23 protein-coding genes and 1 tRNA gene are annotated in these 19,892 nt (G+C 64.6%); 16 read left to right on the top strand and 8 right to left on the bottom strand.

Annotated elements, in window-relative coordinates; translation table 11 throughout:
• Positions 1 to 4 precede the first annotated feature (4 nt).
• Both JD971_RS04625 and JD971_RS04620 read right to left on the bottom strand, forming a co-directional pair.
• Positions 5 to 1,333: a DNA-packaging protein gene (locus JD971_RS04625; RefSeq protein ID WP_202086256.1), complete on the bottom strand. Its 1,329-nt coding sequence runs from the start codon at positions 1,331 to 1,333 to the stop codon at positions 5 to 7.
• Positions 1,330 to 1,824, bottom strand: coding sequence for a hypothetical protein (locus tag JD971_RS04620; protein WP_202086255.1), 495 nt, complete (start codon positions 1,822 to 1,824; stop codon positions 1,330 to 1,332). Before JD971_RS04620 ends, JD971_RS04625 begins: the two co-directional genes overlap by 4 nt.
• A 216-nt stretch (positions 1,825 to 2,040) precedes the next feature.
• Between JD971_RS04620 and JD971_RS04615 the strand changes: the two genes are divergently transcribed.
• Entirely contained in the window at positions 2,041 to 2,688 is a 648-nt protein-coding gene (locus JD971_RS04615) for a YqaA family protein (RefSeq protein ID WP_202087351.1), read from the top strand.
• An 18-nt stretch (positions 2,689 to 2,706) separates the two neighbouring features.
• Here the strand turns inward: JD971_RS04615 and JD971_RS04610 are convergent, their stop codons facing one another.
• The 3 genes from JD971_RS04610 to JD971_RS04600 all read right to left on the bottom strand — a co-directional run bounded on the left by JD971_RS04610 (position 2,707) and on the right by JD971_RS04600 (position 4,732).
• Positions 2,707 to 3,966, bottom strand: coding sequence for an aminotransferase class I/II-fold pyridoxal phosphate-dependent enzyme (locus JD971_RS04610; protein WP_202086254.1), 1,260 nt, complete (start codon positions 3,964 to 3,966; stop codon positions 2,707 to 2,709).
• Between the two features lie 4 nt (positions 3,967 to 3,970).
• Positions 3,971 to 4,213 carry an acyl carrier protein gene (locus JD971_RS04605; protein WP_202086253.1) on the bottom strand — a complete coding sequence of 81 codons (243 nt, stop codon included), beginning with the start codon at positions 4,211 to 4,213 and terminating at the stop codon, positions 3,971 to 3,973.
• A gap of 138 nt (positions 4,214 to 4,351) precedes the next feature.
• Positions 4,352 to 4,732, bottom strand: coding sequence for a response regulator (locus JD971_RS04600; RefSeq protein ID WP_202086251.1), 381 nt, complete (start codon positions 4,730 to 4,732; stop codon positions 4,352 to 4,354).
• Between the two features lie 78 nt (positions 4,733 to 4,810).
• On the opposite strand from JD971_RS04600, the gene JD971_RS04595 reads away from it, so the two are divergent.
• The 5 genes from JD971_RS04595 to JD971_RS04575 are packed head-to-tail and all read left to right on the top strand — an operon-like array spanning position 4,811 to position 8,069.
• Positions 4,811 to 5,095: a DUF3572 domain-containing protein gene (locus JD971_RS04595; RefSeq protein ID WP_202086249.1), complete on the top strand. Its 285-nt coding sequence runs from the start codon at positions 4,811 to 4,813 to the stop codon at positions 5,093 to 5,095.
• Positions 5,092 to 5,721 carry an HAD family hydrolase gene (locus tag JD971_RS04590; RefSeq protein WP_202086247.1) on the top strand — a complete coding sequence of 210 codons (630 nt, stop codon included), beginning with the start codon at positions 5,092 to 5,094 and terminating at the stop codon, positions 5,719 to 5,721. Before JD971_RS04595 ends, JD971_RS04590 begins: the two co-directional genes overlap by 4 nt.
• The gene (locus JD971_RS04585; RefSeq protein WP_202086245.1) at positions 5,718 to 6,188 is read left to right on the top strand and encodes a RidA family protein; all 471 of its coding nucleotides are present in this window, start codon (positions 5,718 to 5,720) and stop codon (positions 6,186 to 6,188) included. Before JD971_RS04590 ends, JD971_RS04585 begins: the two co-directional genes overlap by 4 nt.
• A gap of 4 nt (positions 6,189 to 6,192) precedes the next feature.
• Positions 6,193 to 6,930: a glycerophosphodiester phosphodiesterase family protein gene (locus JD971_RS04580; protein WP_202086243.1), complete on the top strand. Its 738-nt coding sequence runs from the start codon at positions 6,193 to 6,195 to the stop codon at positions 6,928 to 6,930.
• Complete coding sequence (locus JD971_RS04575; RefSeq protein ID WP_202086240.1) at positions 6,927 to 8,069, top strand: GNAT family N-acetyltransferase; 1,143 nt, start codon at positions 6,927 to 6,929, stop codon at positions 8,067 to 8,069. The genes JD971_RS04580 and JD971_RS04575 overlap by 4 nt, the downstream gene beginning before the upstream one ends.
• A 12-nt stretch (positions 8,070 to 8,081) precedes the next feature.
• Here JD971_RS04575 and JD971_RS04570 read toward each other — a convergent pair whose 3' ends face one another.
• Positions 8,082 to 8,429 carry a hypothetical protein gene (locus tag JD971_RS04570; RefSeq protein ID WP_236672271.1) on the bottom strand — a complete coding sequence of 116 codons (348 nt, stop codon included), beginning with the start codon at positions 8,427 to 8,429 and terminating at the stop codon, positions 8,082 to 8,084.
• A 365-nt stretch (positions 8,430 to 8,794) separates the two neighbouring features.
• On the opposite strand from JD971_RS04570, the gene dksA reads away from it, so the two are divergent.
• From dksA to JD971_RS04550, 4 genes are all read left to right on the top strand, one after another.
• On the top strand, positions 8,795 to 9,250 hold the full coding sequence (gene dksA, locus JD971_RS04565) for an RNA polymerase-binding protein DksA (protein ID WP_202086237.1): 456 nt from the start codon (positions 8,795 to 8,797) through the stop codon (positions 9,248 to 9,250).
• A 200-nt stretch (positions 9,251 to 9,450) separates the two neighbouring features.
• Complete coding sequence (locus JD971_RS04560; RefSeq protein WP_202086233.1) at positions 9,451 to 9,813, top strand: PilZ domain-containing protein; 363 nt, start codon at positions 9,451 to 9,453, stop codon at positions 9,811 to 9,813.
• Positions 9,814 to 9,891: 78 nt separating this feature from the next.
• Positions 9,892 to 11,454: an ABC transporter substrate-binding protein gene (locus JD971_RS04555; protein ID WP_202086230.1), complete on the top strand. Its 1,563-nt coding sequence runs from the start codon at positions 9,892 to 9,894 to the stop codon at positions 11,452 to 11,454.
• Between the two features lie 40 nt (positions 11,455 to 11,494).
• The gene (locus JD971_RS04550; RefSeq protein ID WP_299309923.1) at positions 11,495 to 11,887 is read left to right on the top strand and encodes a DUF4112 domain-containing protein; all 393 of its coding nucleotides are present in this window, start codon (positions 11,495 to 11,497) and stop codon (positions 11,885 to 11,887) included.
• Between the two features lie 18 nt (positions 11,888 to 11,905).
• Here JD971_RS04550 and JD971_RS04545 read toward each other — a convergent pair whose 3' ends face one another.
• Positions 11,906 to 12,082 carry a DUF1674 domain-containing protein gene (locus JD971_RS04545; RefSeq protein ID WP_202086229.1) on the bottom strand — a complete coding sequence of 59 codons (177 nt, stop codon included), beginning with the start codon at positions 12,080 to 12,082 and terminating at the stop codon, positions 11,906 to 11,908.
• A gap of 94 nt (positions 12,083 to 12,176) precedes the next feature.
• Here JD971_RS04545 and JD971_RS04540 point away from each other — a divergent pair, with 94 nt between their 5' ends.
• Positions 12,177 to 13,433: an RsmB/NOP family class I SAM-dependent RNA methyltransferase gene (locus JD971_RS04540; protein ID WP_202086228.1), complete on the top strand. Its 1,257-nt coding sequence runs from the start codon at positions 12,177 to 12,179 to the stop codon at positions 13,431 to 13,433.
• Positions 13,434 to 13,457: 24 nt separating this feature from the next.
• Here JD971_RS04540 and msrA read toward each other — a convergent pair whose 3' ends face one another.
• The gene (gene msrA, locus JD971_RS04535) at positions 13,458 to 14,003 is read right to left on the bottom strand and encodes a peptide-methionine (S)-S-oxide reductase MsrA (protein WP_202086227.1); all 546 of its coding nucleotides are present in this window, start codon (positions 14,001 to 14,003) and stop codon (positions 13,458 to 13,460) included.
• Positions 14,004 to 14,149: 146 nt separating this feature from the next.
• On the opposite strand from msrA, the gene JD971_RS04530 reads away from it, so the two are divergent.
• The 5 genes from JD971_RS04530 (at position 14,150) to JD971_RS04510 (ending at position 19,861) form a co-directional block, all read left to right on the top strand.
• Positions 14,150 to 15,001 carry a class I SAM-dependent methyltransferase gene (locus JD971_RS04530; RefSeq protein ID WP_236672270.1) on the top strand — a complete coding sequence of 284 codons (852 nt, stop codon included), beginning with the start codon at positions 14,150 to 14,152 and terminating at the stop codon, positions 14,999 to 15,001.
• 53 nt (positions 15,002 to 15,054) lie between these two features.
• Positions 15,055 to 15,909: an N-carbamoylputrescine amidase gene (gene aguB, locus JD971_RS04525; protein WP_202086225.1), complete on the top strand. Its 855-nt coding sequence runs from the start codon at positions 15,055 to 15,057 to the stop codon at positions 15,907 to 15,909.
• Positions 15,902 to 16,396, top strand: coding sequence for a 2-amino-4-hydroxy-6-hydroxymethyldihydropteridine diphosphokinase (folK, locus tag JD971_RS04520; RefSeq protein WP_202086224.1), 495 nt, complete (start codon positions 15,902 to 15,904; stop codon positions 16,394 to 16,396). The genes aguB and folK overlap by 8 nt, the downstream gene beginning before the upstream one ends.
• Before the next feature lie 37 nt (positions 16,397 to 16,433).
• Positions 16,434 to 16,509 (top strand) — tRNA-Lys (locus JD971_RS04515).
• A 328-nt stretch (positions 16,510 to 16,837) separates the two neighbouring features.
• Positions 16,838 to 19,861, top strand: a complete 3,024-nt coding sequence (locus JD971_RS04510) for a TonB-dependent receptor (RefSeq protein WP_202086223.1) — start codon at positions 16,838 to 16,840, stop codon at positions 19,859 to 19,861.
• The last annotated feature ends 31 nt before the right edge of the window (positions 19,862 to 19,892 follow it).

Genomic DNA, 19,892 nt, shown 5'->3' with positions numbered 1-19,892 from the left:
GCTCCTATTGCACCCAAATTCGCGGGCGTCCGGATGGACTCAGCATCAATTCGGTCAGCGCCCAGACAAGCGCATCCGCCCGGTCGGGCGACCGGCCCGGGCCGTGATATTCGCCTCCGGACACCAGCGCGCACATTTCGTCTTCGACTTCGGCGAACACGCCCTGGTGGCGGACGCGCCCCGCTTCGTAGAGCGCGGCAACCGGTTCGGCGCGCGCGACCTTGCCTCGGCTGGCATGGACCAGCTTGATCGGCAGATTCACATCGGCGGCGCGCATGACGCTTTCCACCATCGCGCCGCCCTGATTGGCCTCGGCGACGACGCGGTCGGCGTTCCACATGCGCGCCGCCCCCGCCGCCGCCCGCGCCCATTGTTCGGGCGTGGGCTTGACGACGGAACAATCGGCCAGGACGCGTGCGATGCCGTCGGTGCCCAATCCGGCCACGACAATACCGCACGCATCCCCTTTCGCGCTGGCCGGCGGATCGACCCCGACGACCACCCGCTCCATGGCGACTCCCGCCGTCTCGCGGCAGTTTTCAAGCATGTCGCGAGTCCACAAGGCGCCCTCGACATCTTCGAGCAACACGCCTTCGAGCTCTTGCCGCCCGATGGCGCTGCGCCCGAAATCGGCGCGAATATCCTTCAAAAAGCGGGCCGGCAGATTGGCCGCGTTCTCATAGCTCGTGCCCCGCGTGACGATGGTCTCGCCCGTCGTCTCGCTTACCATCAACCGTTTGAGCAATTCGACGGACTTCGGCGTCGTCGTCGCCAGAACCTGCGGGCACTCGCCAAGGCGAAGGCCCAGCATCAGGTTGTCCCACGCCCGCGTCGCCCGCTCGCCGGCGATCTCCCATTTCGCGATCTCGTCGCACCATGCATGGCTATGCTGCGGACCGCGCAGGCCTTCGGGCTCGGCGGCGGAATAAAGCCACGCCTGCGCCCCCGTCGGCCAGGTCAGCCGGCGCAGCGAGGGTTCGAAAACGGGGCGGCGATGGGGAGGGGATGTGGCCAGTATTCCACTTTCCCCTTCCACCATCACCGCCCGCGTCTCCGCCAGCGACGCCCCCACGAGCGCAATACGCGCCTCCGGGTTGCGGCGGACGACCATGCGGACCCACTCTGCGCCGGCGCGGGTCTTTCCGAAGCCGCGCCCGGCACAGATGAGCCACGTTCGCCAGTCTCCCGGCGGCGGCAATTGTTCGGGCCTCGCCCATAGTTCCCAGTGCCAGCGCAGCTCCTCCCGCTCCGCATCGTCAAACAGGTCGAGGACGGTAAGGCGGTCCTTGGCCGGAAGCGTGAGCAGCCAGTTAAGCCTGTCGGCGAGCCTCATCCGTGATCGGACGGCGAAATGTTGCCATTTTGTTCGCCATCACTTCCCAGCAATTCGTCGGCGGCTCGCATGCGTTCGCGCATCCGGTCGAGCTTGGCATTGATCGAGGCCAGCGTCGCTTCCTCGTCCTTCTGATCGCGAAGGGCGCGGGCCTTGCCGACCGACTGGCGATGTGCCGCGAGCAGGCGCAGGGCGTTGGCATTGTCGAACCGGCGTTTCTTGCGTGTCTTGGCGTCGCCCCCGTCGAGCTCGCCCGCCCGGAGCCGGTGCAGCAGATCCATTTCCATGGCATCGTATCCATCGCACAGCGCATCGAACCATTGCCGTGCAAAGGCGGCCTCGGTGCGGCGAACGCGATAGACGGTGCTGACATCGACGCCCGCGGCGCGGGCAGACAAAGCCACATTCGACGATTGCGACAGCTTTTCGAGAAAAGCCGGGCGCCAGTCCTTTGCCGGAACCGACGTGTTGTCCTGGTTTGCCTTGGGCATGGCGTTCTCCGATGTTGCTGACACCGCGTGAACATCGGCGCCGTCCCCTAGGCCGCCGACTCGGTCTATCGCGATGTTCTTCTTCTCTAACCAAAGAGCGTGACGATGTCAATATAAAAGTGCCAAATAGGTTATAAAAACCGGTTTTCGCCCTGTCACTTGGCCGGGATATTGCCTAAGGCGACGCTTCACTGGGGAAATTGACGAACGATGCGCCTGCTTCGCGATCTTTACGAATGGACGGTTGAAAAGGCCCGGCATCGGCATGCCGAACGCTGGCTCGCCCTGATCTCCTTCATGGAATCGAGCTTTTTTCCGATACCGCCGCATCCCTTGCTCGGCCTGATGTGCCTCGCCCGGCCGGAGCGGGCGATCCGCTATGCCGCGATCACCACGGCCGCCTCGGTCGTCGGGGCACTGTTCGGATATGCGATCGGGTATTTTCTATATGAGTTGATCGGGCAGGCGCTGCTCGGCGCGCTGGGTCTCGCCGACAAGTTCCCGATCGCGGCGTGCTATCTCCGGGAAAAGGACTGGGAGATCATTCTGGTCGCCGGATCGACGCCGGTGCCCTTCAAGCTGCTGACGATCACCGCCGGCTTCATCGAGATGGCGCTCATCCCCTTCGTGCTCGCCAGCATCGCCGGCAGGGCGCTGATCTTCATGACGGTGGGTATTCTGTTCCGGGTCTTCGGCGCGCCGATCAAGCGGTTCATCGACAAATATCTGGGGCTTCTCACCACCGTATTCATCGTGCTTCTGGTCGGCGGCTTCGTCGCGCTGTCCTTCATCGGCGGGGACGGGGAAGGTCCGGCCAGCGCCTGCGAAGCGGCGACCAGCGTGCAGCGCAGCGACGCACCATGAACGCCGGGCAGGCCGGGATCAGATGATCCCGACCGCCTTGCCCGCCGCTTCGAACATGGTGAGGATCTGCCCAACCTGTTCTTCGGAATGTTCCGCACAAAGCGAGCAGCGCAGCAATGTCATGTTCGCAGGTGTCGCTAGCGGCCGGGCGAGATTGACGTAGAGCCCCTCGCGCAAAAGCGCTTCCCACATGGCCGCGCCCTGCTCCAGATCGGGCATGATCACCGCGATGATCGCACTCTGCGGCGCATCGGTGCCGAGCGTGAAGCCCAGCTTTTGCAGGCCGAGATGCAGGCGCCGCGAATTGGTCCACAGATGCTCGCGCTTCTCGCCCGCATGCATGAGCTTGCGGATCGAGGTCGTGGCCGTCGCAACCACCGACGGGGGCAGGCTCGCGGTGAAGACATAGGGCCGGCACACGAGCCGCATGATCTCGAACTTGGAATGATTGGACACGCAGAAACCACCGACGGTGCCGACGCTTTTCGAAAACGTGCCGATGATGAAATCGACGTCGTCCATGACGCCCGCCGCTTCGGCGACGCCGCGCCCGTTCGGACCGATGAACCCCATCGAATGCGCTTCGTCGACGAGCACCATCGCGCCGTGTTTCTTGGCGACGGCAACCATCTCCTGCAACGGCGCGACATCGCCCAGCATGGAATACACGCCTTCGAGAATGACGAGCTTGCCCGCGCCTTCGGGAATGCGCTTCAGCCGCTTTTCCATGGCGTCGATGTCATTGTGCTTGAACGGCACGACCTCGGCCTGACCCATCGCGCATCCGTCCCAGATCGACGCATGCGAATCGATGTCGAGCACGATGTAATCGCCTTTGCCCGCAATGGTCGAAATGATGCCGAGATTGGCCTGATACCCGGTGGAGAAGACCATGGCATGATCCATGGCGTAGAATTCGCGCAGCGCATCCTCGCATTCGCGATGCCCGCTATAGGTGCCGTTCAAAACGCGGCTGCCGGTGGTGCCCGACCCGAAATCGTCGAGCGCGGTCTTGCCCGCCTCGATCACGTCGGGATCGAAGGTCATGCCCATGTAATTATAGGTGCCGAGCAGGATCGTCTCCCGCCCGTTGCAGACCGCCGTCACCGGCGAAAGCACGCGCTCCATCACCAGGCTGAACGGATCGGTGACCCCGGTGTCGAGCAATTCGCGGCGCTGTTTTATCAACGGATCGAACTTGCTGAACAGATCGGCGACCGCGCCGTCCGGCTCCGCGATGGGCTCGGGCTTGTGCGGCTGTGCGCTCGCTTCGGTCATGGGATTACCCTTCGCGCAGCTTGGCCACGGCATCGACCAGCTGGCCGTAATTCTCGATCTCGGCCTGCTGGTTCATGCTGATGATGATGTCGAATTCATCCTCCACCGCGGCGACGAAATCCATGACGGTCAGGCTGTCCCACTCCAGATCGTTGGCAAAGCTGGTGCTTTCGGTGATCTCGACGTTCTTCTTGTTGAACGGCTCGATGAGCGTATCGATGCGGGCCTTGGTATCTTCGCGGTCCATGGCGTGGACAATCTCCGGCAAACTGCGTCTGGCCGATGGGCAAAGCCGGGAGCGGCGCCGCTGTCAAGCTTCGCGGCGATCCGGAGCACGCGCAGACAGGCCCCGCGATGGGTTGCGGGCCGCGGGCAACCCGCAGGTTCAGGCCGCGACGCACCCCTGCAAAAGCCGCGTGACGGCCGCCATGAACGCCGCGATCGAAACGGGCTTTGCCAGATAGCCTTCTGCGCCCGCGATACGGATCCGCTCCTCGTCCCCCTTTCCGGCATAGGCGGTCACCGCGAGGACCGGCACGGCCTTGAGCCTGGCGTCGCTGCGCATCGCCTCGATCAGCGATATGCCCGAGAGTTCGGGAAGCTGTATGTCCATGATCACCAGATCGGGTGCGAAGGCGGCGGCCCGTTCGACAAAATCGGTGCCGTCCGCATTGGCTTCGACGACATAGCCATGCGCGACCAGAAGATCGCAGAAAAGCTTGCGATTAAGATCGTTGTCCTCGACAACGAACACCCTATTCGTCACATCGGTCCCCTATCGGTGGTATGTGCCGATCGCGAAGATCGTTCGCTCCGAAAATGAACCACAGATGAACCTTTGGCAATGATTGATCCGACTTTAGACCGTGAAGATGCCGAAACGACGGCTTTGCTGGCGCTTTCATGGGTTCTTGGCGACGATGCGCGAGCCGACCGCCTGCTTTCGCTCACCGGTCTGACGCCGGATTTCCTGCGCGAAGGATTGCGGGAACGCGGCGTGCAACTCGCCGTTCTCGATTTTCTCGCCAATCACGAAAGCGATCTTCTGGCCGCCGCGGATGCGTTGCAATGCGAACCGGGGCGCATCATCGCGGCACGCCACGCCCTGGGTGGAAGGAATTACGAATGAGCAAGCCGCTGGTCATCACCGATTGTGACGAGGTGCTGCTGCGCATGGTCGTGCATTTTCGCGACTGGCTGGACGAGGCGCACGATGTCGAGTTCGACCTGTCGCGCGGGTTCCTCGACGGAATGCGGCGGCGGGGCAGCGACGCTGCGCTCGAGCAGGAAGAGATGTGGCGCTTGCTGAACGGGTTTTTCGACACCGAGATGCACCGGCAGGACGAGGTGCCCGGCGCCATCGCCGCCATGCATGCCCTGGCCGAGCAGGCGGAGGTCGTCGTGCTGACCAATCTCAACGATTTTCGCGCCGACGCCCGGACGAAACAATTGCGCGCTCTCGGCCTCGACGTGCCGGTCTACACCAATCAGGGGCCGAAGGGGCCGGCCCTCGCGAAGATCCTGGCCGAGCGCGGCGAGCACAGGCGCGCATTCTTTATCGACGATCTGTCGGTCCACCACAATTCGGTCGCCACACTTGCGCCGCATGTGACGCGCCTGCATTTCGTGGGAGAACCGGGTGTCGCCGCCCATGTCGATTGCGCGTTCGAGGCGGGCGACGCCCATGCGCGGATCGATGATTGGGACGCGGCGCTGCCCTGGCTACTCGACCGTATGGAAAAGGAAAACGCATGACCGAAACCGAAATCGAGGCACGGCTGGCCAAGCTCGGCATCGTCCTTCCCGAAGCCGCCGCCGCCGTCGCAAGCTATGTTCCGGCGGTCGAGGCGAATGGCATGCTGCATATTTCGGGGCAGCTTCCGTTCGTGAACGGCGAAATCGTGAAGGGGCGGCTCGGCGAATCGCTTTCGCTCGACGAAGGGGTGGCCGCGGCGCGTGCGTGCGGCATCATGATCCTGGCGCAGGCGAAGAAGGCGCTGGGCACTCTCGACCGGATCGAGCGCGTCGTCAAACTTGGCGCTTTCGTCAATTCGACGCCCGATTTCACGGACCAGCCGAAGGTCGCCAACGGGGCTTCCGAATTGATGTTCGACGTTCTGGACGAGGCGGGGCGCCACGCGCGCAGCGCGGTGGGCGTCCCGGTCCTGCCGCTCGGCGCCGGGGTGGAGATCGACGCTATCCTGCAGATCCGCGCCGGCTGAACCCGTGGCGACGCGGGCGGATTTTCGCTGGCTCGGCGAGTGGCGCTATGCCCATCGCGGTCTGCACGGCGATGGCTGCCCGGAAAATTCCCGCGCCGCGATCGAGGCGGCCGTCGCACGCGGCTACGGGATCGAGTGCGATGTGCAGGCGAGCCGCGACGGCCATGCGATGGTGTTCCACGACTGGACGCTGGAGCGGCTGACCGAACGAAGCGGTGCCTTGCGCGATTTCGACGCCGCGGGGCTGGAGCCGATCGGCCTGCGTGGCGGCGGCACGCTGTGGCGGCTGGAAACCTTGCTGCGCCGGGTCGCGGGGCGGGTTCCGGTGCTGATCGAGATCAAGTCTCACAGGACCATGCCGTCGCAGGGCTTGTGCCGCTCGGTGGCGCGGGCGCTGCGCCATTATCGCGGAAAAGCGGCGATCATGAGCTTTGACCGGGACATCGTCCGCTGGTTCGCGGATGTCGTGCCGAACCGTCCGCGCGGGCTCGTGACGGGGCGGCGCGAATATCGCGAATCCGGCGGCGTATTCGCCTTTCGAACCGCGCGATCGCTTGCAATTACGCGGTCGCGACCCGACTTCCTTGCCTGTGACATTCGCGACCTTCCCGATCCCTTCATCGCCCGGCAAAGGGCGCGCGGCATGATCGCGCTGACCTGGACCGTGCGCACCAGCAAGCAGCGAAAGCTTGCGCAACGCAGCTGCGATGCGCCCATCGCGGAAGGCAAGGGTATCGCGTGAGCGAGAGCGCGACCATACGCTTGAACGGTTCGGTCGGTGCGCTCGATGCGGCGGCGTGGGATGCGCTGAACCACGATGGCAATCCGTTCACCAGCCATCGTTTCCTGGCCCTGCTCGAACAATCGGGCAGCGTCGGCGGGCACAGCGGCTGGACCCCCTTGCCGATGACGCTTCACGCAGGGGAATCGGCCGATGCGCCGATGCTGGGCGTGGTGCCCGCCTATCTGAAGGCGCATAGCCAAGGCGAATATGTGTTCGATCACGGCTGGGCCGATGCGTGGGAACGGGCCGGCGGATCCTACTATCCCAAATTGCAGATCGCCGTCCCGTTCACGCCCGCCACCGGGCCGCGCGTCCTTGCCGCGGACGAGGACGTCGCCCTCACGCTGCTCGCCGCGGTTGAACGGTTTTGTGAAAGCGAAGGGCTGTCCTCCGCGCATGCCACCTTCGTCGCGCCGGAACAGCAGGCATTGTTCGAACGGGCCGGCTGGCTGCTGCGTCACGATATTCAGTTTCACTGGACCAATCGCGGCTACACCGATTTCGAGGCGTTTCTCGATTCGCTCGCCTCGCGAAAGCGCAAGGCCATCCGCAAGGAACGCGCGCGCGCGGTCGAAGGACTCGAAATTCGCGACCTCGTCGGCGATGACATCCGCCCGGAACACTGGGACGCGTTCTGGCAATTCTATCAGGATACGGGCGCGCGGAAATGGGGCACGCCCTACCTCACGCGGGAGGCGTTCGATCTGATCGGCGCACGCATGGGGGAGGATGTGCTCCTGATGCTGGCATTCGAGGATGGAACGCCGGTGGCAGGCGCGCTCAATTTCATCGGGCCGGACGCGTTGTACGGGCGCTACTGGGGCGCGCTCGTCGACAAGCCCTTCCTGCATTTCGAGCTTTGCTATTACCGGGCGATCGATGCCGCCATCGCACGCGGGCTTTCGCGGGTCGAGGCCGGCGCGCAAGGCTCGCACAAGCTGGCGCGGGGGTACGAACCGGTGCGCACCACGTCGGCGCATTTCATACCCCACCCCGATTTTCGCCGCGCCGTCGCGGATTTCCTGCGTGAGGAAAGCGAGGGCATCGACGCGAGCAAATCCGCCTTGCAAGGCATGGCCCCGTTCAAGCGCAGCTAGCGGATCGGAGCCTCAGGCGGCGCGTTTCATCATCGTGGCCATGTGGGCGCGGGCCCGGCGCTGTGCTTCGCCGATTTCGCGGCTGCTCATCTCCTCGGCGATTTCGGAACGGCTGAGCGCCGCTTCTTCATGGCCTGCCGCCGCGGCGATGTTGAACCATTTGTGCGCCTCGATCAGATCGCGGGGTGCACCGTTGGAACCTGTCGAAAACACCACGCCGAGGTCGAACAACGCATTGTGATCGCCCGCCGCATAGGCGGTCAGGCATTGATCGACCACCACGGCGGCACCCGGACCGCGCCCGCCGATGTGCGAAACGATAGCCGTGTCGTCCGGTTCGAATTGGTTGCAATAGCCCATGTCGTCAGCCCCTTGTAAAACAGTGCCAAACTTTCCCGCCACCCCGTGGGTCGCGGTAGGGACAAGCTTGCGCATGTGGATCAAGAACAGGTTAACGCGGGCTCGTTGCATGGGCTCTACTCCGACAAAACGCTTTGTTATGACCCACAGATTACGCGGCTCGCGTTGCCGCAGCGTGACGGTATTTCACTTTCGCGACCGAAATGGACGGATTTCCCGGTGTTCGGGAAAGCTTAAGGGAGGCTGGGCTAGGCGATCGGGCATCAGCATGCTTGTGCGCGGTATGGCTTGTAACTATAGCGCCGCGCCATGGGGAAGGCCGGGGCCACGCGCCCGGCCGGTGTCGCGATGGCGAGGAATGTGAAATGGACGGGGTTGGATCGGAACTGGACGTATTGGCCAAGGCGCGCCGCAAGGTGGAGGGCGATTACGTCCCGAGCGCGGACGAGCCATACATGAACGAGGATCAGCAGGAATTCTTTCGCAGCCTGCTGACCGAATGGAAGAATTCGATTTTCAACGCATCGGCCGGCACGTTGCAGCAATTGCAGGATGGTCCGTTGCGCGAACCCGATCTCAACGATCGCGCGTCGAGCGAGACCGATTGGGGCATCGAATTGCGCACCCGCGACCGGCAGCGCAAGCTCATCGCGAAGATCGATTCGGCCCTGCGCCGCATCGACGAAGGCGAATACGGTTATTGCGAAGTGACGGGCGATCCCATCGGCATAGGCCGGCTGATCGCGCGCCCGGTCGCGACCATGACGGTGGAGGCGCAGGAAGCACACGAGCGTCGCGAAAAAATCTCTCGCGACGACTGAACCGGCGGGGGCAGCCGGGTGCGGCGGGGACTGTGCCTGTTTGAGACACTGGAAAGGCAGAACGCGCTGCACACTGGTTTCCCGCTTCGTTAAATTTACCTTAACCTTTTGGCGGGAGTGTGTGCGGCACTTCTTTTCAAACCGCGGGCAACGGCGGCTGCATTCGGGATAGGCACATGACACAAGGCGACAGGGCCCAGATGGGCGACAGGACCCAGATGACCGCCAAGGGCGTCAATTCCCGGCGTCATGAACGCGAATCGCTGTTCCTCGTCACAGAGGTACGGCTGGAACGCGACGGTGCGCCCTATCGGGTGAAGCTGCGCAATATCTCCGATGCGGGCACCCTTGCCGAAGGGGCGATGCGCGTGACGCGCGGACAGGCGATCTGGGTGACGCTGCCGCGGATCGGCTGGGTCGCGGGACAGGTTGCGTGGTCCGCCGGAGATCGCTGCGGCATCGCGTTCGACACGGAAATCGATTCGTCGCTGGTGCAATTTCCCATCGACGAAAGCGAACCCGCCCCGCGCGAAGGCGCGCTCGGCAACGTTTCGCCAAGCTGACCCTTTCCACTCGGCGCGTGCATCGCATGCGTGCATTTGGCTGCTGACCGGTGGGGGGCGTGCTGTTACGATGGCGCGATGAATCTTCCCTCCGCACGCAATCTCGCGTTTCTTTTCCATGCTGCGCCCGCAATCGTTCTTTGCACTGCGCTGGCCGCGTGCGGGGCCGACCGGGACGGCGTGCTCGAAATCGCCATCGTGGGCGGGCGCGATGCGACATTGTCCGATACGCGCGGCCTCACGGCGGCGGGCGGCATGATCCGCGCCGCCACGCACGACGGCCTTGTCAGCTTTGACGCAGAGGGGTTGATACAGCCGGGCCTTGCCGAACGCTGGATCGTGACGGATGACGGCCTCAGCTATATTTTCCGGCTGGGGGAACGGCCCGGTCCGCGGGGAACCGATACCGAACGCGCCCGCGATGCCGAAGCGGTGGCCGATGCGCTGCGCAAGGCGATCGCCGCACAGGACGGCACGGCCTTCGGTCTCGACCTTGCCATCATCGACGAGGTCGTCGCGCGCACCTGCCGCGTGATCGAGATTCGCCTGACCGCGCCCAACCCGGAATTCCTGAACCTCATGGCGCAGCCGCAATTGTCGCTCGCCGATATTTCCGCCACGGACAAGGGGCTGTCGCTGGACGAAAAGCGGGACATGCTCGTGCTCGACGGGGCGCGCCGCCTTGCAGAGGACGGCACCGAAGAGCAGGCGCGCCCGCTCAATCTCCTCATCGCCGAGCCGGAGCGGGCGGTTGCCATATTTCAGGCGGGACGCGCCAATGTCATGCTCGGCGGGGCCATCGATGCCTTGCCGCATGTCGAGCTTGGCGGTCTGCTTCAGGGTGCGATCCGGCTCGATCCGGTGGACGGCCTGTTCGGGCTGTCCATGGCGCGGCGGGAGGACGGGTTTCTCTCGCTATCCGCCAATCGCGAGGCTCTCGCCATGGCGATCGATCGCAACGGGTTGATTCTTCCCTTCGGAATAGCGGGCGGCTGGGTGCCGACCACGCGGCTCGTCGCGCCCGGTCTGCCCGGCGACACCGGCATGGTGACCGAGCGGTGGGACGGGCTCGCGTTCGAGGAAAGGCAGGCCGTTGCCGCAGGCCAGGTTGCCCGCTGGCGCGCATCGGGACAGCCGCGACCGGCGGTGAGTGTGGCGCTGCCGCCGGGGCGGGGCGGCGAGATTTTGTTCGAAAGGTTGCGAAGCGATCTTGCCAATGTGGGGATCGCCCTGCGCATGGCGGATGATGCGGATGCCGACCTCCGCCTGATCGACGAGGTCGCCGATTACGACCGCGCGGACTGGTATCTCAACCGCTTCAACTGCACGGTGACCGACGCGCTCTGCTCCGAAGAGGCCGATGCGCTCGTCGCCTCGGCCCGGACGGAGCCGGACCCTGCCATCCGCGCGCTCCTGCTCGCCAATGCGGAGGCGTTGCTGAGCGCGCAGAACGTTTTCGTGCCGTTCGGTCCGCCGGTGCGTTTTTCGCTGGTGCGCGGCGGGCTTGAGGGGTTTGCCGTCAATCGCTGGGGGTGCACCCCTTGTCGGCGCTGTCGCGCGGCCCCAGTTAACACCCATGACCGAAGATCGCCCCGTTCCGCCCCATGGTCCGCCCGTCGTCGGGAGGCCCACGCCTTATGAAGAGGGCGCGGGCGCGGATCGGCCCGGACGGGCGGAGCGCATGCGTATGGAGATGCCGGGGCTCGGCACCGATGCGGCGTCGGTCCTGAAACGCGTGGAGGCGTTGGAGCGCATGCTCGAGCGCGGCTTTACCGTGCCGGGGATGAACCGTCCGGTCGGACTGGATGCGATTCTCGGGCTGATCCCGGTGTTCGGCGATCTCATGGCGGCCGCGATGGGCAGCTATATCCTTTGGGAGGCGCGCAATCTCGGTATTCCGAAATGGAAGATATGGCGCATGGCGGGCAATATCGGCATCGATACGGCGCTGGGCGCGGTGCCGCTGGTCGGCGATGCGTTCGATTTCTTCTTCCGTTCGAACACGAAGAACCTGCGCATCATTCGCCGCCACCTCGAAAAGCATCATCCCGAGCTGAAGACGATCGACGGTTGAGGAAGGCGCGCGCCGCGATCAGAAATCGATCGCGACGCCATCCTTTTCCCAGTCGCCGAAACGCGTTGGGTCGGGGCGCTCCGCATCCTCGTGCCGCGAACCGGGGCCGGGTTCCGGCGCAGGATCGTCGGTCCAGTAATCGGGCTTGCGAAATGGCTCGGGCGGCCTGGCCGCTGCTGTCTTGCGATCGGTCATGCCTGCAATATGGGTGCCGACGCGCGCGCGCGCAATGCAGGGCCGCGGCGAAAGATCATTGCCAGCCTCGCCATGCGGGGCGATAGGCGAGGCCATGACCGATACCACCGGATTGCCCGCCCGCCGCGCCGCGCTGCGCATGCTCGATGCCGTGTTCCGCCGTGGGGAGACGCTCGACAATGCCGCGTTTTCGGCCACGCGCAACCTGCGCAATGCCGATGCGGGGCTCGCGCTTGCCATCGCGGCAGAGGTGCTGCGCTGGACTGCCGATCTCGACGCCGCCATCGACGGCGCCACGCGGCAGCCCCTTCCCGAGGATGCGAAGGCGCGCATGGTGCTGCGCATGATGCTGGCGCAGGCGTGGCGGCTGGAGAGCGCGCCCCATGCCATCATTGCGACAGGCCTGCCCCTGCTCGAGGGCGGGCCGCGGCGGCTGGCGCACGGCGTGTTCTCGGCCCTGTTGAAGGGCGAGGGGCGCCTCCCCGACTCGCCGACATTGCCCGAACGCGTGCGGGCGCGCTGGACCGCAGCGTGGCCGGAGCGGGTGGAGGCGATCGGTGCCGCACTGGCAGAGCCGCCGCCGCTCGATCTCACCCTTGCGGTGGCCGACGATACGCAAATATGGGCGGAGCGTCTGGATGCCACCGTACTGGCGCCGGGGCGGCTGCAACTTGCCCGGGGGCACGCGGTCGAGGCGTTGTCGGGCTACGGCGATGGCGCGTGGTGGGTGCAGGATTTCGCCGCATCGCTGCCCGCGCATCTGCTTGGAGTTGGCGAGGGGCGGCGCGTGCTCGACCTGTGTGCGGCGCCGGGGGGCAAGACCATGCAGCTCGCCGCCAATGGCTGGGAGGTGACGGCGCTCGACATTTCGGACCGGCGCTTGAAACGGCTGGAGCGCAATCTGGCGCGTACGGGGCTTGGCGCCGATGTGGTGAAGGCGAATGCGCTCGACTGGGAGCCCGATGCCCGCTTCGATGCGATCCTGCTCGACGCGCCGTGCAGTGCGACGGGCACCTGCCGCCGTCATCCCGACGTGCTGCACCGCGTGGGCGCGAACCAGATCGCGGAACTCACCGAATTGCAGGCGGCTCTTCTTGTCCGCGCGGCCGGCTGGCTCAAACCTGCGGGCCGGATGATCTACGCGGTCTGTTCGCTCGAACCGGAGGAGGGCGAGGCACAGGCCCGCGCCTCCACCCTTGCGACCGATGCCATCGCGCCCGGCGAATTGCCGGCGGGACTGGAGCCGACCGCAGAAGGCTGGCTCCGCACCGATCCGGGCATGATGGCGGGAACCGGCGCGATGGGGGGCGGCATGGACGGGTTTTTCATTGCCCGGTTCGCCGCCCCCTGATCGCCCGCTCCTGAACTCGGTCGCTCAGGCCGGGTTCTTCGCCTTCACGCTATTCGCGTAGCTCTTGCGCAGCTTGGCGAGCTTGGGCGGGATGGTCGCCATGCAATAGGGATTGCGCTGGCCTTCGCCTTCCCAATATTCCTGGTGGTAATCTTCCGCCGGGTACCATTTGGTCGGTTCCTCGATCGTGGTCACGATCTTTTCCGAATGGTCGGCCTGCGCGCGTTCGATGGCGGCGCGCGCCTCGGTTTCCTGCTCCTCGTCGAGCGGGAATATGGCGGAGCGATATTGCGTGCCGACATCGTTGCCCTGCCGGTTGAGCTGCGTCGGGTCGTGGGTGCCGAGGAAGATGTCGTAAATCTGCGCAAGGCCGATCGTGTCGGTGTCGAATGTCACGCGGATCGCCTCGGCATGGCCGGTCTTGCCCGAACACACTTCGCGATAGGTCGGGTCGGCGGTGTCGCCCCCGATATAGCCGCTTTCCACTTCGCTCACGCCGATGACATCGTTGAACACCGCCTCTGTGCACCAGAAGCACCCGCCCGCGATGATTGCCTGTTGTTCTGCCATATCGTCAGTCTCCTTTGGCCGCAGAGATAGGAACGCTGGCGCATGAATGCCAGCACGCGCGCCGAGATGGCGCTTGCCTTGCCGCAGGGCGGGCCTAGTCTGCGCCCTTGCAACGATTGCCGAACCATTGAGGGAAGGGAAACCCGATGACGATCCTGTCCATGAAAATGCTGATTGCCGCCGCCCCGCTCGCGCTCCTGGCCGCGCCCGCGATGGCGGACCATCATGGGGAGGGAGCCATGGCCGCCGCCGCCGACCCCGCGATGCAGGCGGCCTTGTCCGCCCCCGTCCGGGCAGAGGACAGCGCGCGAGACCCCTATCGCCATCCCGCCGAAACGCTGGCGTTCTTTGACGTGAAGCCGGGGATGACGGTGATCGACTACATGCCCGCGGGTGGCTGGTACACGCGGGTGCTGGCCCCGTATCTGGGAGCGGAGGGGCGCTACATCGGCCTCACCCCCGATGCGTCGAATTCCGATAACGAACGCTTTGCCGAATATTTCGCCGGCCTGCCGGGCAAGTTCGCCGAGAGCGCGCCGGGATGGAATCTTTCGGGCGCGCCGATGACGGCCATGGCATCGGATGACGAGGCGCTCGATGCCTATGAAGGCACGGTGGACCGCGCGCTGATCTTCCGCGAAATGCACAATCTGCACCGTTCGGGCGTCCTTCACGGCGAGCTGGCCCGGATCCGCGAATTGCTCGCCGACGATGGCATGCTCGGTATCGTGCAGCACCGGGCAAAGCCGTGGGCGCCTGCGTCCTACACCGACGGCAACATGGGCTATCTGCGGCAGCAGGATGTGATCGCGCTCGTCGAGGCGCATGGTTTCGATCTTGTCGGGACGAGCGAGATCAACGCCAATCCGCGCGACACGGCCGATCATGCCAAGGGCGTGTGGGAACTCGCCCCCAGCTTTGCATCGGAGCGTCAGGCCGAGCTCGGCCCCATTGGCGAGAGTGACCGGATGACCTTGCTGTTCCGCAAGCGTCCGTGATGCAATCGCGGCGGCGGTGGACTTCGCCCGCGCGGGTTCATATCTGAGGGCGCATGACACAGATCACCGTCGCCGCATTGCAATGCACGCTCGCCTCGCATGACGAGCAGGACAATATCGGACAGATTTCCGCGCTGGTGGAGGATGCCGCCGCCAGAGGTGCGCAGATCGTCCTCCCGCCCGAACTGTTTTCCGGGCCTTACTTTTGCCGGGAGGAGGACGAGGCGCTGTTCGCGCTCGCCCGACCCACGATCGAGCATCCCTCGGTCATTGCCATGCGCGCGCTGGCCCGGACGCTCAAAATCGCGATCCCGACCAGCTTTTTCGAGCGCGATGGCCACCATTATTACAACACGCTGGCCATGATCGATGCCGATGGCGACATCATGGGGACCTATCGCAAGAGCCATATTCCCGACGGACCGGGGTACGAGGAAAAATACTATTTCCGCCCCGGCAATACCGGGTTCAAGGTGTGGGACCTGTTCGGCACGCGCATCGGCGTCGGCATATGCTGGGACCAATGGTATCCCGAAACCGCGCGGGCGATGGCGTTGATGGGCGCCGAAATCCTGTTCTACCCGACCGCCATCGGGTCCGAACCCTATGACGCCGATCTCGACACCAGCCGCATGTGGCGCCGCGCGATGATCGGCCATGCGGTGTCCAATTGCATGCCGGTCATCGCCGCCAACCGCATCGGCCGCGAAGGCGAGCAGCAGACCTTCTACGGCCACAGCTTCATCTGCGACGAATGGGGCGACATGCTCGCCGATTTCGGGCGCGAGGAAAGCGGTGTGCTGACCGCCGCGCTCGACCTTTCGCGGGCGGCGCGGCACCGGGCCGGGATGGGGTTTTTCCGCGACCGCCGGCCCGATCTTTACCGGCGGCTTGCCGAGGATGTCTGAACCGCCCTGGCGCTATCTCGTGGCGCTGGGCAGCAATGTGAGGCATGCCGCCACGGGCGCACCGCCGCGCGTCGTCGCGGCCGCGATGGCGCGGCTGAACACGGGTGAGACGCGGGTGATCGCGCGGTCCCGTATCATGCCAAGCGATCCGGTCGGCCCGTCGCTCCGCCGCTATGCCAATGCGGCGGTGGTGGTGGAAACCGCGCTCGACCCGCCGGCATTGCTGAGCCTGTTGCATGGAATCGAACGGGATTTCGGACGGCGCAGGGTCGGGCAAAAATGGCGCGCGCGTACGCTCGACCTCGATATCGTGCTGTGGTCCGGGGGGCGCTGGAGCGATCGGCGGCTGACCATTCCGCATGCGCAATTCCGGGGCCGCGACTTCGTGCTGCGGCCCGCCTGCGACATTGCGCGGGACTGGCGCGATCCGGTGTCGGGATTATCGGTCGGCCATCTTTGCGCAAGAGTTTTGAAGCAAGCGTCTTGACCCACGCGCCGCGCCTGCGTAACTGCGCCGCATGGTCGGGCCCTTAGCTCAGTCGGTAGAGCAACTGACTTTTAATCAGTAGGTCGCTGGTTCGAACCCAGCAGGGCTCACCATCCTACCCCCCACATTATCGTTCATGGTTCGGCGACCATCGCTGCGTGCATTCCGCGCATCACGCGACGCTTGCCGCGTTTTTCCCGTCGCATGCGAGGGCGAGGCTGGCGCCGCCATCGCGCCATGACCTCCGCCGGCGCACGTCGCGACGGGGCCATCGCTTTTGTTGCACGCTGCACCCGCAGCCCGAATTTTCGGTCGGAACCCGGCACAGGCGCGCCGTGCCCGCACGCAAATGATCTTGACAAAAGCAGAATGAAGAGCGAAGCGAACGTTCACATTTAGATGCGCGCTGGCAAACTGGCGGCAAAAATCGGGGAGGTATACATGATTGGCAAGACACACCGCGCGAGCGTCCGCTTCCTTTGCGGAGGGTCGTTGATAGCGCTGCTCGGCGCTTCCCAGATCGTCCATGCCCAGGACGCGGTGGATGCCGCCGACCCGACCGACGTCGTCGCCGAGGAAAACGTGATCGTCGTCACCGGCATCCGCGCCAGCCTCGCCGATGCGCAGCGGATCAAGCGCGATGCGCAGGGCGTCGTCGATGCGATCTCGGCAGAGGACATCGGCAAGTTCCCCGACACCAACCTCGCCGAATCGTTGCAGCGTATCACCGGCGTTTCGATCGACCGGGCGAACGGCGAAGGCTCGACCGTGACGGTTCGCGGCTTTGGTCCCGAGTACAACCTCGTCCTCCTGAACGGTCGTCAGATGCCGACCAGCACGCTCGGCGACGGGGCAAGCGCGCCGGCCTCGCGCTCGTTCGATTTTGCCAATCTCGCATCCGAAGGCGTCGCCGGTGTCGAGGTCTACAAAACCGGGCGCGCCGCCGTTCCGTCGGGCGGGATCGGCTCGACCATCAATATCAAGACGCCGCGCCCGCTCGACCGCTACGGTCTGCGCGGCAGCATCGCGGCCAAGGGCGTGCTCGACAGCTCGCGCAATGGCGATACCGTCATCACGCCTGAAATTTCCGGCATCATTTCGGACACGTTCGCCGACGAACGCTTCGGCATCCTGCTGTCCGGCGCGTATCAGCGGCGCAAGGCCAGCGTGAATTCCGCCAGCGTCGGTTTTCGCGACGGCTATGTCGGCGATCCCGCGGTCAATGCGGCGAACGGCAACACCTGGGGCGAGCTCAATCCGTCGGGCGCGAACATCGTCAACCGTCCCATGGGCGACGACGTTTACGAAATCCCGCAGAGCGCGGCCTACAACCTGATCGACATCGACCGCGAGCGCATCAACGGTCAGGCCGTTCTGCAATTCCAGCCCACCGACACCCTGATCGCGACGGTCGACTACACCTATTCGCGCAACAAGGTCGAGGCGCGCGATTCCAGCGTCGGCATCTGGTTCAATTTCGGCGACACGTCGAGCGAATGGACCGATGGCCCGAACGCCGGCCCCGTGTTCTATTCCGAGAATTTCGGCCCGGGCAAGGATCTGTCCTATTCGAGTGCGCTCACCGCGAATGTCAGCGAAAACAAGTCGCTCGGCGGCAATCTCACCTGGGAGGCGCCCGGCGGCGTGATCGTCACGCTCGACGCGCACCATTCGACCGCGGAATCGCGCCCGACCAACGAATACGGGTCGAGCACGTCGATCGGCGGCGCCATTTTCGGCGTGCAGTCGCAGACCGTCGATTTCACCGGCGACCTGCCCATCATCAGCTACACGATGTATCCGGGTATCGACCCGCTCGATGCGTCGCTGATCACGCCGACGGGCAATGCCTTCCGCAACGCCTATTTCCGCGATGAGATCAACCAGGTTCAGCTTTCGGGCCATTACGAGCATGAAGGCGATATCCTCGACAGCATCGATGCCGGGTTCTCCTTCGTCGACAATAGCGTGCAGTCCGCCTACGGCTTCATTCAGAACGAGACGTGGGGCGGTGTCGATCCGCGCGGGCAGTCGTTCGGCGCGGGTGCGGTTCCCGACGATTTCTTCAACCTCGTGCCGCTGCCGAGCGCATTCGAAGGGTTCGCAGGTTCGGACAACCTGCCGCCGGCGATCTATACGTTCGATTTCGTGCAGATGGCCGAATTGTTGCGCTCGCAATATAATATCTGCAGCAATCCGCAGACCGGCACCGTGGAGCCGGGCACCTGCCTTGCCGATTTCACGACCGACCGCCGGATCAAGGAGCGGACGATCTCGCCGTTCATTCAGGCCAATCTGAGCTTCGACATCCTCGACGGTCCGGCGCATGTCATTGCCGGCATCCGCTACGATCATACGCAGGTCAATTCCTCGGCCCTGGTGCCGATCCCGACCGGCACCCGCTGGACCGGCGCGAACGAATTCGCGATTACGTTCGGCGATGCGTCGTTCACCCGGTTCAAGGGCGATTACGACAACTGGCTCCCCGCGATCGACTTCGACATGGAGCCGATCGACAATGTGAAGCTGCGCGCATCCTACAGCCACACGATCACGCGCGCCGATTATGCCAGCCTTCAGGGCGGGCTGATCCTCAATTCGAACCCGCGGATCGGCGGGGGCACCGGCTCGCTCGGCAACCCCAACCTCGTCCCCTACAAATCGAAGAATATCGACGTTTCGGCGGAGTGGTATTACAGCCCGATCAGCTACATGTCGGTCGGCTTCTTCAACAAGGACGTGTCGAACTTCATCTCCACGAATCAGCTGAACCAGACCGCGTTCGGCCTTCGCAATCCGGGTGCCGGTCCGCGTTACCGCGAAGCGGTCGCCGCGCTGGGCACGTCGGATGCGGTGCTGGTGCGCGATTACATCCTGCGCAACTTCCCCGGCTCGTCGCAGGTCACAGGGCAAACCGAGGCCGGCGGCAATACGTATCTCACCGGCAATATCTTCGGCCTGCCCGAGGACGAGCTTTTCAATTTCGAGATCACGCAACCGTTCAACAGCGACCAGACGGCCAACATCCACGGCTGGGAATTCGCGATACAGCACAGCTTCTGGGACACGGGTTTCGGCGCGATCCTGAACTATACCATCGTCAATGGCGATGCGACGTTCGACAAGACGCTGAGCCCCTATGTCGGGCAGTTCGCGCTCACCGGGCTGAGCGACAGTGCGAATGCGGTGGCGTTCTATGACAAGAACGGGTTCCAGGCGCGTGTCGCGTATAACTGGCGCGACGAATTCTATGCCGGCGGTTCTGTCGATCCGGTCTTCGTCGAGGCATATGGACAGGTCGATGCGAGCACGAGCTACGAGTTCCCGAACGGGTTCTCCATCTTTGCCGAAGCGATCAACCTCACCGGGTCCAACCGGCGCGGGCATCGGCGGTCGGACGAATTCGTGACCTTCGCACAACCGGGCTATGCCCGCTATGCGGCGGGTGCGCGGTTCACCTTCTGAAGATCGGGCTTGAACCGGGCCTTGCATATCG

The sequence above is a fragment of the Croceicoccus sp. YJ47 genome (assembly GCF_016745095.1).
GTDB lineage: Bacteria > Pseudomonadota > Alphaproteobacteria > Sphingomonadales > Sphingomonadaceae > Croceicoccus.
This window is presented reverse-complemented; position numbering and strand designations above follow the sequence as displayed.